This is a genomic window from Sagittula marina, from assembly GCF_014196795.1.
GTDB lineage: Bacteria > Pseudomonadota > Alphaproteobacteria > Rhodobacterales > Rhodobacteraceae > Sagittula > Sagittula marina.
The window spans coordinates 26696-39176 of the sequence record NZ_JACIEJ010000003.1; the positions used below are offsets into that span (position 1 = coordinate 26696).

The 12481-nt window shown below is 64.7% G+C and carries 12 protein-coding genes; 6 read left to right on the forward strand and 6 right to left on the reverse strand.

Going from position 1 to position 12481, the window contains the following annotated elements; translation table 11 throughout:
* Window positions 1–146 precede the first annotated feature (146 nt).
* Window positions 147–485 (forward strand): type II 3-dehydroquinate dehydratase, encoded by a 339-nt coding sequence (locus GGQ68_RS06355; protein WP_246429301.1) that lies wholly within the window; start codon window positions 147–149, stop codon window positions 483–485.
* A 313-nt stretch (window positions 486–798) separates the two neighbouring features.
* On the opposite strand, the gene GGQ68_RS06360 is transcribed toward GGQ68_RS06355, so the two are convergent.
* Together GGQ68_RS06360 and GGQ68_RS06365 are read right to left on the reverse strand one after the other, a co-directional pair.
* Window positions 799–2160: an NCS1 family transporter gene (locus tag GGQ68_RS06360; RefSeq protein ID WP_183964168.1), complete on the reverse strand. Its 1362-nt coding sequence runs from the start codon at window positions 2158–2160 to the stop codon at window positions 799–801.
* A gap of 23 nt (window positions 2161–2183) precedes the next feature.
* On the reverse strand, window positions 2184–2879 hold the full coding sequence (locus GGQ68_RS06365; RefSeq protein WP_183964169.1) for an aspartate/glutamate racemase family protein: 696 nt from the start codon (window positions 2877–2879) through the stop codon (window positions 2184–2186).
* A gap of 134 nt (window positions 2880–3013) precedes the next feature.
* Between GGQ68_RS06365 and GGQ68_RS06370 the strand changes: the two genes are divergently transcribed.
* The 5 genes from GGQ68_RS06370 (at window position 3014) to GGQ68_RS06385 (ending at window position 6418) form a co-directional block, all read left to right on the forward strand.
* Complete coding sequence (locus GGQ68_RS06370; protein WP_183964170.1) at window positions 3014–3706, forward strand: GntR family transcriptional regulator; 693 nt, start codon at window positions 3014–3016, stop codon at window positions 3704–3706.
* A 148-nt stretch (window positions 3707–3854) separates the two neighbouring features.
* Window positions 3855–4769 (forward strand): LysR family transcriptional regulator, encoded by a 915-nt coding sequence (locus tag GGQ68_RS06375; protein ID WP_183964171.1) that lies wholly within the window; start codon window positions 3855–3857, stop codon window positions 4767–4769.
* Window positions 4770–4863: 94 nt separating this feature from the next.
* Window positions 4864–5685 (forward strand): allantoinase PuuE, encoded by an 822-nt coding sequence (gene puuE / locus GGQ68_RS06380; protein WP_425502960.1) that lies wholly within the window; start codon window positions 4864–4866, stop codon window positions 5683–5685.
* A 17-nt stretch (window positions 5686–5702) separates the two neighbouring features.
* On the forward strand, window positions 5703–5936 hold the full coding sequence (locus GGQ68_RS24830) for a 2-oxo-4-hydroxy-4-carboxy-5-ureidoimidazoline decarboxylase (protein WP_425502965.1): 234 nt from the start codon (window positions 5703–5705) through the stop codon (window positions 5934–5936).
* Entirely contained in the window at window positions 5933–6418 is a 486-nt protein-coding gene (locus GGQ68_RS06385) for an ureidoglycolate lyase (RefSeq protein ID WP_183964172.1), read from the forward strand. The genes GGQ68_RS24830 and GGQ68_RS06385 overlap by 4 nt, the downstream gene beginning before the upstream one ends.
* Window positions 6419–6530: 112 nt before the next feature.
* Here GGQ68_RS06385 and GGQ68_RS06390 read toward each other — a convergent pair whose 3' ends face one another.
* From GGQ68_RS06390 to GGQ68_RS06405, 4 genes are all read right to left on the reverse strand, one after another.
* On the reverse strand, window positions 6531–8810 hold the full coding sequence (locus GGQ68_RS06390; RefSeq protein ID WP_183964173.1) for an NADP-dependent malic enzyme: 2280 nt from the start codon (window positions 8808–8810) through the stop codon (window positions 6531–6533).
* Window positions 8811–8849: 39 nt separating this feature from the next.
* Window positions 8850–9845 carry a type I glyceraldehyde-3-phosphate dehydrogenase gene (locus GGQ68_RS06395; protein ID WP_183964174.1) on the reverse strand — a complete coding sequence of 332 codons (996 nt, stop codon included), beginning with the start codon at window positions 9843–9845 and terminating at the stop codon, window positions 8850–8852.
* Window positions 9846–9982: 137 nt separating this feature from the next.
* Window positions 9983–10948, reverse strand: a complete 966-nt coding sequence (bhcD, locus tag GGQ68_RS06400; RefSeq protein ID WP_183964176.1) for an iminosuccinate reductase BhcD — start codon at window positions 10946–10948, stop codon at window positions 9983–9985.
* A 65-nt stretch (window positions 10949–11013) separates the two neighbouring features.
* Entirely contained in the window at window positions 11014–12453 is a 1440-nt protein-coding gene (locus GGQ68_RS06405; RefSeq protein WP_221235536.1) for an NCS1 family nucleobase:cation symporter-1, read from the reverse strand.
* Window positions 12454–12481 lie beyond the last annotated feature (28 nt).

Below are 12481 nucleotides of genomic sequence, written 5' to 3' on the forward strand. Positions count from 1 at the left end.
CACCGGCCGCGCTCTCCGCCTTTATGGCTACAACGGCTGAATAACGGAGATCCTCCCAGTCCCGATCATAAACGGCCCCGGCCGCGACATGCTGGGCACGCGCCAGCAAAGTCCACGGCCATGACACGCTGGACGACGTCGAGACGCTGTGCCGCCGGACGGCAGAGGGCGAAGGCGCCGAAATCGACTTTCGACAGAGCGTCAGCGAGGCCGAGAATATGAAATGGATCAAACAAGCCCGCGGCACGCGCGACGGCCTCCTGGTCACCCCCGCCGGGTTCACCTCCACGTCTATCGCGATCCTCCACAGCCTGCTGATCCACGACGGGCCACTCATCGAGGCGTATATCTCGCCGCTGTTCAAGCGCGACGCGTTTCGCCACGTCTCTTTCGTGACCAAGGCAACGACGGCAAAGATCGAGGGTTTTGGCATTCGAAGATACGCGTTTGCCCCGCGGAAGCGGACGGAAATCGCGCGCAACTGACGCAGCGCGGAACGGACCGCAAGCGGTAATCGGCTTTGCGCCGTCCGACCTGCATGCGATCCCGACGGCGCGGCGATGCAGGTGGGACGTCAGCACGCCGTCTCCGCGAAAATTCAATGTCATCCGGATCGACCCGCGCTGGTGCCGACCGACCATCTCCAGCCTGAGCAAATGCAGCGCCCGACCTCCAGATCCACGCAGGCGACGGAGGCCGCACACCACCGGGTTCGATCGTGTCGGATCATCGGAAACGAGAACCGCCGCCTTGTCTGACAAGGCGGCGGTCCTGACTGTCATCGGTTGCGGTGAACCGTCACTCCATGAAGCGTCTGGCCGAGGGCATGACGTGCATCAGGATGTAGTAGGCCGCGCCCGCTGGCAGAAGGCTCGCGTACCAGCTGATGCCCGAGAACAGCAGCGCCGCGACGACACCAACGGCCATGGCAAAGACAGCGGCCCAGTTCACGCCCTTGTAAGGGCCGTTTTCGTCATAGAGCTTGTCCAGGTCCAGCGTCTGCTTGCGCAGGACATAGTAGTCCACCACGAGGATCGCGAAGATCGGGCCGAGGAAGGCCGAATAGGTCTGGATGAACAGGCTCAGACCGGCGGCGGATTCATCCTTCACCAGTTCCCATGGGAAGGTGGCAAAAGCCAGCAGGCCCACAAGGATCGCCGAGACCTTGAACTTGATCTTGAAGATATCCATCAAGGCGTAGGCCGGGGGCACCACGTTGTTGAGGATGTTCGTCGTGACCTGCGCAAAGGCGATGAACAGCAAGGTGACGACCAGAAGCAGCTTGTTGTCGACAGCACTGGAGAAGACCTTGATCGGATCGACCTCGCCGGTTGCGCCCGACACCATCAGGCCGATCAGGCCCATGAACAATGTCGCGGGCAGGATCGAGTTGGCGTAGATCGCGACCTGCCGCACCGGCCCCACATTGTGGCGCAGCTCGCGCGAGTAATCCGACACGTTCAGCATCATGGTGGAGTAGATGCCGAGGAACAGCATGGTGGCCCCCCAGAACGGCGCGCCCCAGGTGCCGTCGACATTCACCAGGTTGGTGGAAATCTCGTCGCCGTATTTGTTCAGGACGCTGAAGAACATGTAGACCAGCGACCCGATGATAAAGACGGAGCCGATGTTCTCCAGCCACTTGATGCCGTGGAACCCCAGCACCGACAGGCCGATCTGCAGAAACTGAAAGCCCACGAAGAAGACGACCATGTTGCTGAAACCGAACAGGGTCTCAGACACCAGGTTCAGCGCCCCGGCACCGATCCAGCTTTGGAACCCGAACCAGACGATTGCCGGGACCGAGCGGACCAGCGCCGGAAGCCGTGAGCCCGAGAACCCGAAGGCCGAGCGCGCCTGCACCATGAAAGGGATGCCGTACTTGTGCCCCGCCTGGCCGTTGATCATCAGCGCCGCGCCGATCACGGTGCAGCCGATGCCGATGGCCACGACCACCTGCAACAGGTTCAGCGTCCCGACAAGACCCGACCCGACGGTGAAGGTGCCGATCGACACGCAGCCCCCCAGCCAGGCAAAGAGATAGGACCAGGGGTCCATGATCCGGGTCTGTTGCGGCGCAAGGCTTTCCTCCCCCAGCCCCTTTTCGTCGTGATCGGCGATCTGGCCACCGGCCATCCCGGTTTCTGCGTTCATCGTCATGTCTACTCCTCCCTAGAGCATTCTTATTTCTTGTTCGGCGTCGAATAGCCGGAAATCTTGCTGGTCTTCAGGCCGGCCCCCACCAGCGCTTCGATCATCTTTGCCGCGACCGTGACGCCATCAATGACCGGAATGCCTGTTTCGGCGCTCAGCCACTCGGTCAGGTCGGCCATGCCTGCGCAGCCCAGCACGACCGCCTCGCAGTGATCCTCCTCGATGGCGCGCAGGATCTCGTCCCGGACCTTCTCGCGGGCGCCTGACCCTTCCTCTTCGAGCGCCAGCACCGGGATCGCCGCGGACCGGACGCGGCGGCACTGGTGCGACAGGCCGTAGCCGTGGATCAGATGTTCGATCACCGGGATCGACCGGGGCAGGGTGGTCACCACCGAAAACGACGTCGACAACATGCTGGCCGCCTTCACCGCCGCCTCGCACAGACCAATCACCGGCCCGCTGGCCAGTTCGCGACAGGCACCGATGCCCGGATCGTCGAAACAGGCCACGACGATGCCGTCGATGCCCGCCGCCTCTGCCTTGGCGACCTCGGCCAGCAGACCGGGCAGGGACATGGCTTCGTCGTAGTGGCCCTCGATGCTGGCCGGGCCGGTGCCGGTGGCCCCGACGATGACCGTGTCCGAATGCACCACGGCCTGCGCGGCCGCGACGGCTTTGTCCGTCATGGCGGCGGTGGAGTTCGGATTGACGACTAAGATTTTCATGGAGCCTCCTCTTGTTATCATAAATTGTTAACAATAGTTGCTAACACGTCAAGCGTCTTGCCGTCGGAGCAGCCTTGCAAACCCGTGCCCCGCTGCCTAACGTACTGCAAAGAAAGTTTTATTTTCAGAGCGCCATGCAAAGTCTCCCCGAAAACGAAATCGTTGAATCGATCCTGAGCGCAATCGCGGAACAGCGTCTGCCAGCCGGAACAAAGCTGGGCGAACAGACGCTTAGCGACCTGTTCGGCTGCAACCGGGCGAATGTCCGGCGCGCCTTGGCCACGCTGGCCGCACAGCATGTGGTCGAGCTGCGGCCGAATCGCGGGGCCTTTGTCATGACCCCCTCGCCAAAGGAGGCCCGCGACGTGTTCCAGGCCCGTCGCGCCATCGAACGCACCATCGCGCGCGCCGCTGCCGGTCAGGCCAGTTCGGAAGACATCCGGTTCCTCCGGCAAAACATCCGCGAAGAGGCCGAGGCCCGCGACGCCCGCGACAAACCCGCCGAGCTGCGTGCCTCGCGCGATTTCCACATGCGCATCGCACAGGTCGCCGACAACGAAGTGCTCGACCGTTTCCTGTCCGAGCTGACCATGCGCAGCACGCTGATCCTTGGCCTGTACGCCCGCCATGGCACATCGTCGTGTGCCGAGGATGAACATGCCCGCATCGTCGATGCGCTGGAACGCGGGGACAGCGACGAGATGGTCGCCCTGACCGACAGCCACCTGCGCCACCTTGAGGCCGATCTGGATTTTGATGCGCAGCCAAGAGCGGCGACGCTGCAGGACCAACTGGCCCCGCGCCGCGCCCCCTCGCAAAACGCCTGACCGCGCTGCAAGGGCGGATGCTGGTCCCCCGTTTTGTATCGTGCTAAAGGCGGCAATTGAACGTCAGCATCAAAAAAGACGGAACAATGCAGGTGCCGGACCTCGTCCTGCCTGCCACGCCGTCGCGCCTGCAGCGGGATTCGCTACCATGAGCTATATCGACAACATCCGCACGTTTGTCCGGGTCTACGAACTGGGCAGCATGTCTGCCGCCGGGCGCGACCTGCGCATTTCCTCCGCGGTCACCTCTTCGCGGATTTCCCAGCTGGAGGAACATCTCGGCGTGCGGCTGTTCCAGCGGACCACGCGCAGCCTGTCCCCGACCGAACACGGGCAGAGCTTCTACCGTGGCGCGACGGAGATCCTCGAAGCCGTCGACCGGGCAGAAGCCCAGATCATCAACGTGACCGAGAACCTCAAGGGATCGCTGTATATCGCGGCCCCGCTGGGCGTCGGGCGTCGCCTGATCGCGCCGCGCGTGCCGGAATTTCGTGCCGATTATCCGGACGTCAGCATCCGCCTGCGCCTGACCGACCGCAAGGTTGACCTGACCACCGAGGGGCTGGATCTGGCCTTTTTCCTCGGCCAGCCGGAGGACAGCAACCTGCGCATTCGCAAGATCGCCGACGTCGACCGCGTGCTCTGTGCCTCGCCCGACTACGTTGCGCGCCGGGGCATGCCGGTCGATGGTGACGCGCTGATCTCGGACCAGCACGAATGCCTGAACCTGCGCTTTCCTGGCGCACAGGAGCCGCGCTGGCGCTTGCAGACCCCGGACGGCCCGCGCCGCTTTGCCGTCACCAGCCATTACGAAAGCGACGACGGCGATGTGCTGACCGACTGGGCGCTCTCGGGGCAGGGCATCCTCATGAAACCGCGCTTCGAGGTGGCCGATCACCTTGCGTCGGGCGCCCTCGTGCCCGTGGCGGAGGCGACGCCGCCGGAGCCGATCCAGATGGCGTGCCTGTTCACCCATCGCCGCCGCCAGGACCCCAAGACCCGCATCTTCATGGAATTCATGATCGACCGCATCAGCGCCGCCTTTGCCCAGGGCGCGGCATGACCGGTCGCCGCTTGCCGAAGGTTCTTTCGCATTTTTTTTGACAATGCTTGCCGATTTTATCGCCTAGGGTGCGCTCAAAACGGAGGTTCCTGATTTGCAACGCTACCCCAGAGACATGGCCGGACACGGCCCAGACATGCCCGAAGCCCGTTGGCCCAATGGTGCAAGGATCGCCGTCCAGATCGTGCTGAACTACGAGGAAGGCGGCGAAAACAACGTCTTGCACGGCGATGCTGCCTCCGAGGCCTTCCTGTCCGAGATCACCGGGGCGCAGCCATGGCCGGGGCAGCGGCACTGGAATATGGAGACCATCTACGAATACGGCAGCCGTGCGGGCTTCTGGCGCGTCTATGATCTGCTCAAGGACAAGGCCGTGACGGTCTACGGGGTCGCCACCGCTCTGGCGCGGGCACCGCGACAGCTCAAGGCGATGCAGGACGCCGGTTGGGAGATCGCCAGCCACGGCCTGAAATGGGTCGAGCACAAGGACATGCCCGCCGAGGAAGAGCGCGCCCAGATCCGCGAGGCGATCCGCCTGCACACCGAGGTCACAGGCACTCCGCCGCGCGGCTGGTACACCGGGCGCTGTTCCATGAACACGGTCGAGTTGGCCGCGGAGGAGGGTGATTTCGCATATATCGCAGACAGTTATGCCGATGATCTCCCGTATTGGGTGAAGGCCGGAGGCAAGGACCAGCTGATCGTACCCTACACGATGGACTGCAACGACATGCGCTTCGCCATTCAGGCGGGCTTTACCGACGGCGCCCAGTTCGAAGGGTACCTCAAGGACAGCTTCGACATGCTCTATGCCGAAGGCCAGGCAGGCAAGCCGAAGATGCTGTCGATCGGTCTGCACTGCCGCCTGATCGGGCGTTCCGCTCCGGCAGCGAGGCGCAGAAGCGCACGGTCCTGACGGCCTGTGCCGCCGCGATCCCCCCGACACTCGACGATCAGCAGCGTGCCGGGTACGACGATCTCTGCGCTCGCTACGCCGATGTCCACGGCATGCCTTTTGTGTGCGCACCGCAGGATCTGACCGCGTCCGGGCTGATCGACACGCTGCAGCGCCGCATTGCCAATGACCCGAGCGCGGAATTCGCCGAAGCCTGCGCGCAGGCGGAACGCATCGCAGAAGAACACCTGGCGGGGAAGATGACCACATGAACACGATCCATATCCACCCCCTGACCGCCGACACATTCGCCCCCTTCGGCGATGTGATCGACACCGCCGGTGCGCCGGACAAGATGATCAACCAGGGCCTCTGCGGGCGCTTCCATGACCGCGCGGGCCTCGATTTCATCGACGGTGGCAAGGCGGGCATCAGCCTGTTTCAGGCAGAGCTGCGCAAGCTGCCGCTGAAGCTCGACATGATGGAACGGCACCCATTGGGCAGCCAGGCGTTCCTGCCGATGTCGATGGATGGGTTTCTCGTGGTGGTCGCCCCGGATGCGGGCGGTCGCCCCGGTGCGCCGCTGGCCTTCAGGACGGCACCGGGGCAGGGCGTCAACTACCACCGCAATGTCTGGCACGGGGTGCTTGCACCGCTGTCCGGGTCCGGCCTCTTTGCGGTGATCGACAGGATCGGAGAGGGCGACAACCTGCAGGAACACTGGTTCGACCAGCCCTATATGCTGGAAGGCTGACGCCACCGCCGATCATGCCGAAATTCAACGGGCCGGGCGCGTACAGCACCCGGCCCGTTTTTGCACCGACCCTTTGGGCGGCGGGGCGCGGGGATGCGCCCCGCCGGCCGGATCACCCGTAGGTGGCCACCTCTGCCCCGGCCAGCGCCGCGATGTTGAGCAGCCCGCGCGGGGTCACTCCCGGCGTCACGATATGCGCGCGGTTGCCCATCCCCATCAGGATCGGCCCGACCTCAAGACCCCCGGCCGCGCTCTTCAACAGGTTGCGCGCGGCCCCGGCGGCGTCCGTGTTGGCATAGACCAGCACGTTGGCGCGCCCCTCCAGACGGTTGCCGGGCAGCAGTCGATCCCGCAGCTCCGGGTCGAGCGCCGCATCGGTGTGCATCTCGCCCTCGTACTGGAAATCGCGCGCCTCGGCGTCAAGGATCGCCAGCGCGCCGCGCATCACCCGCCCGGAGGCGCTGTCGAGGTTGCCGAACTGCGAGCCGGAACACAGGGCTATGCGCGGCTCCAGCCCGAAGCGGCGCACGTGGCGCGCAGCCGAGATCACCGTGCGCGCCAGCGTCTCCGGCGTCTGTTCGATGTGGATATGGGTGTCGGCCACGAACAGGGGGCCGTCATCGAGGATCACCATGGACAAGGCGCCTGCCGGGCTGAATGCCGGGGTGGCCAGCATCTGGCTGACGTAGTTCAGATGCCACAGGTACTGCCCGAAGGTGCCGCAGATCATGCTGTCGGCATCGCCGCGGTGCACCATCGTGGCGGCAATGGCCGTTGTGTTGGTGCGCATCACGGCCTTGGCCAGGTCGGGCGTCACACCTTGCCGCCTCTGCGCCTGATGGTAGCTTTGCCAGTAGTCGCGATACCGCTCGTCGCTTTCGGGGTTCACGATGTCAAAGCTGTGCCCCGGAACGATCGACAATCCAGCGCGCTCGATCCGCTGGGCGATGACGTCCGGGCGCCCCACCAGGATCGCGCGGTCGGTGCTGTCTTCGCTCATGGATTGCACCGTGCGCAGCACGCGGTCATCCTCGCCCTCGGCAAAGACGATGCGCCGCGACGACTGCCGTGCGGCGGCAAAGACACCGCGCATGACCAGCGAGGATTTGAAAACCTCCGCCTCCAGCGCCTGCTTGTAGGCCTCAAGATCCAGATCCCGGCGGGCCGCGCCGGACGCCATTGCCGCACGCGCAACGGCCACGGCGATGGTCGGCAGCAGGCGCGGATCGAAGGGCTTCGGGATCAGGTATTCGGGGCCGAAGGTCAGCCGTTCGCCCTCATAGGCCTCGCCCACCTCGGCAGAAGTGGTGGCCCGCGCCAGCGATGCGATGGCATCGACGCAGGCCAGCTTCATCGCGTCGTTGATGTCATCGGCCTCGGCGTCCAGCGCCCCGCGAAAGATGAAGGGAAAGCACAGCACGTTGTTGACTTGATTGGGATAATCGCTGCGCCCGGTGGCAATCATCGCCCCGGGTGAAGCGGCGCGGGCCTCTTCTGGCATGATCTCGGGCGTCGGGTTGGCGAGCGCGAAGATGATCGGGTTCTCCGCCATCTCGCGCACCGCGGCGGCGGGCAGGGCGCCGGGACCGGAGAGGCCAAGGAACATGTCCGCGCCCTTCAGCGCCTCGTCCAGCGTCATGCCGTCGGGCGCATTGGCAAAGGCCATTTGCTCCGGCGCCAGATCGGCGCGGGCGGGATGCAACACGCCTGAGCGGTCGAAGACGGTGATGTTGGCCAGCGGCACGCCCATCTTGTGCAGCATGGTCAGGCAGGCAACCCCTGCCGCTCCGGCGCCCAGCCCGACGATGCGGATGTCCTCGGCGCGCTTGCCGGCGATGCGCAGGGCGTTCTGCGCTGCGGCGGCGACCACGATGGCGGTGCCGTGCTGGTCATCGTGAAACACCGGGATACCCATGCGCTCCCGGCAGATTCGCTCCACGACAAAGCAATCCGGTGCCTTGATGTCCTCCAGGTTCACCGCGCCGAACGTCGGTTCCAGCTTGCAGACAAGCTCGGCCAGCGCCACGGGGTCGCTTTCATCCACCTCGATGTCAAAGCAGTCGATACCGGCGAATTTCTTGAACAGGACAGCCTTGCCCTCCATGACCGGTTTGGATGCCAGCGCGCCGATGTTGCCCAGCCCCAGCACGGCGCTGCCGTTGGAAATCACCGCCACCAGATTGCGTTTGGCGGTGTAGCGCGTGGCAAGGCCCGGATCAGCGGCGATCTCGGTGCAGGCTTCGGCGACACCGGGGGAATAGGCGCGGGACAGGTCGCGCGCTGTCTCCATCGGTTTGGTGGGGCGGATCTCCAGCTTTCCGGGGCGCGGCAATGCGTGGTAGTCGAGCGCCGCGCGCCGTTCGTTGTCTTTCCGTGTTTCGTCAAGAGCCATGGTGTCCTCCTCCTTGTCTTTGATCTGAAATCGACGCCGTCAGCCCAAAGGACCCGAGCGCGCGGCCATACGGCGCGCCATGTCGATCATCCGGGCAGAAAAGCCCCATTCATTGTCGTACCAGCCCAGCAGCCGCAGTTGGCGCGGGCCGGTCGTCATGGTTTCGGGCAGCGCCAGCACCAGCGATTCAGGCCGCGCCCGCAGATCGGTGGACACGCAAGGATCGCTCGTCAGCCCGATCAGGGGGGATTCCGCCAGTGCCTCCTTCAGGAAGTCCGCCACGGGCTGTTCGATGTCCTCGTGTGTCTGGATCACCGCGTCGATGGCCGACACCGACAGGCATGGCACGCGCACGGCGGCGATGCTCAGGCGGCTGCGGAATTCGGGCAGCACGCCGACCACCTGCGCGGCGGCACTGGTGGAGGTCGGGATCATCGACACGGCGGCTGCGCGCGAGCGCTCCGGCGAGGGGCCGGGCGCGTCGACGGTCGGCTGGCTGCCGGTATAGCAGTGGATGGTGGTCACATGGGCGGTCTCGATCCCCAGGCCAAGATCCAGAAGACGCAGCAGCGGCGCGATGGCATTGGTGGTGCAGGATGCGTTCGACACGATCCGCGCATCGCCCAGATCCTGATCGTTGGCGCCAAGCACGACGGTCGCATCCGCAGCGGCCGACGGACCGGAGATCAGGACGTCGCGCGCCCCTGCGTCGATCCCGGCCTCTGCCACGGTGCGTGTGGTGGCCCGCCCGGTGCATTCCAGCACCACGTCGACCCCGCTCAGATCCAGCGCGCGCAGATCCGCCTGCTGGCTGAAGGCGATGCGGCGGCCCGCGACCTCGATCCAGCCGGGACCGGTGACGACCTCGGCAGGCAGCGGGCCATAGACGCTGTCATACCGCAGCAGGTAGGCGCAGGTCTCGAGGCTGGCAATGTCATTGATGCCGACGATGTCCAGGCCGGTGTCACCGGTCAGGATCTGGCGGAACAGCGTCCGCCCGATGCGGCCGAAACCATTGATGAAAACGCGGGTCATGAAGGGCCTCCGTACATGAGAAAGAGCGCAGGCAGCCATGCAGTGAACACGCCGTTGGTCAGCGGTGCCACGGATGTCTGCCTGCGAAATGGTCTCTGCATGGCCAGACGCGTTCTGACCTCAGGGAGACATGAAATTCAGAAATCGACCTCGATGGCTATCCCTTTTTCCACGGCGAGGTCGACGACCGCCGATGCGACCGCGAGATCCTGAAGACCGACACCGGTGCCGTCGAACAGGGTGATCTCGTCGTCCGAGCTGCGGCCCGGGTGGCTGCCGTTGATCACTGCGCCCAGCTGATGCACGTCGGCCTCTGCAATCAGGCCTTCCGCAATGGCGTGCTGTGCCTCGCCGATGCTGATCGACTGGGCCACTTCGTCGGTGAACACGGTGGCGCGGGCCAGCAGGGCGGCCTCGACCTCCTGCTTGCCCTTTGTGTCCGTGCCCATGCAGGCGATGTGGGTGCCGGGGCTGACGTGATCGGCCATCAGCGAGGGCGCAAAGGCCGAGGTGATCGAGATGATGACGTCTGCCTCCTGCATCCCGGGCAGATCGACCGCCTCGAAGGGCACGCCCGCTTCGGTGGCGACCTTTTCGATATTGGACAGCATTTCAGGGTGGTAGTTCCAGCCGATGACCTTATCGAAAGGTCGCTGCTCCAGCGCGGCGCGCAGCTGGAACGTCGCCTGATGGCCCGCGCCGATCATGCCGATGACCTTGGCATTGTCGCGGGCGAGGTGCTTGATCGAGACCGAGGATGCGGCGGCGGTGCGCAGCGCGGTCAGCAGGTTGCCCCCGACCATGGCGGCGGGCTTGCCGGTGTCCGGGTCGAACAGAAAGACGGTGGACTGGTGATTGATCAGGCCCCGCTTTTCCAGGTTGTTCGGCCAGTAGCCGCCGGCCTTCAGGCCCAGCGTCAGACCGGCACGGTCAAAGCCGCCCTTGAAGCCGTATAGCGCGTCTTCATGGCCAATCGCCTCGCGCACCACGGGGAAGTTGTAGGCATCCTGCGCGGCCATGGCGGCAAAGACTTTCTCCACGGCGTCAAAGGCCGCCTTGCGGGTCATCAGGTTGGCAATTTCGCGTTCAGGCACGATCAGCATTTGGGTCTCTCCGAAAGTTGAAAGGGGACCGCCGCACAGGGGGCACGACGGTCCGGTGTCGTGGCTCAGGCCGTGGGCACGCGGCCCTTGGTCAGCGTGTTGTAGATCGCCCCGCCCAGCACGGCGCCGATGACCCAGGCGTAGCCATTGAGGAAGCTCAGCGCAGGCACCCAGACCGTCGCGATGGAAAACACCGCCGCGATGCCGAAGGCCTTCACCGCAGGCGCGTTCCACCCGTTGCCGTAGTGGTATTCACCGCCCTCAAGGGTATAGAGCGCGTCGCGGTCCAGCGTTTCCTTGCGGTGCCAGTAATAGTCCACGATCATGATGCCGAAGATCGGTGCCAGCGTTGCACCCAGCGTATTGACGAAACCGCCAATGCCGAATTCGCTGATGAAGCTGGTCCACAGCCCGCCGATCAGCAGCGCAAAGAACGAGGTGATCAGGCCCCCGGCGCGAAAGCTGATGCGGTCCGGCGACAGGTTGGCGATGCCGTTGACCGCGGGGATGAAGTTGGCCACCAGGTTGATGCCCACGGTCGCGGCAAAGAAGGTCACGGCGGCGATCACGCTCAGCAGGATGCTGTCGGTGCGCTCGACGATCTCTGTCGGGTTGATGATGGCCTCGCCGTAGACGACGGCCGCGCCGCCGGTGGTCAGCAGCGCCAGCGCCGAGAACAGGATCATGTTGAACGGCAGGCCGATCAGGTTGCCCATCACCATCGACGCCTTGCTGCGCGAGTAGCGCGAGAAGTCGCTGAAGTTGATCATCACGGCGGCGAAGTAGGCGACCATGGTGCCGACGATGGCAACGAAACCGTTGAACTCGGTCAGGAAGGTGCCTTCAGGATTGGCAAAGATCGTCTGCGTGGCGGACAGCAGCTCGCCGTCGGACTTCTGCCAGAGCACGATCACCAGCCCCAGCATCACCACGTAGACGAACGGCCCGGCGATGTTGAGGAAGGTTTCCACCCAGTTCATGCCGCGCCAGAAGATCACGATGTGAAAGGCCCAGACCAGCACGAAGGACAGCCAGTCGATGCTGGTCAGCCCCAGGATCTCGGCCCCGCCGGACAGGCCGGTGAGCGCGCGGATCAGCAGCGCCAGCGCGGTGGAGGCAAAGTAGACCTGCACCCCGTACCAGAAGACGGCGACGGTGGCACGCAGGATGGCGGGCAGCTTCGCCCCTTGGGTGCCAAGGCTGGCGCGCGCCAGAACCGGGTAGGGGATGCCGTATTTCTCACCCGGCGCGCCGGACAGGTTGACCATCCACATGGTGAACAGCCCGGCTGCGATGAGCCCGGCGAAGGCGGTCCAGCCGCTCACCCCGTAGGAGATGAACAGCGAGGCCACCAGCGAGTAGCCGAACAGCGACTGGACGTCATTCGCCCAGATGTTGAAGATGGCGAACCACCCCCATGTCTTTTCTTCCGGCGCCACCGGATCGAGCGCCGCGTGAGCCCCCGTGTCGGCGTGACTGGCGCCTTGATCCATTACTTCGGTCATGTCCCTCTCCCTTTTTTTTGATGTGTGG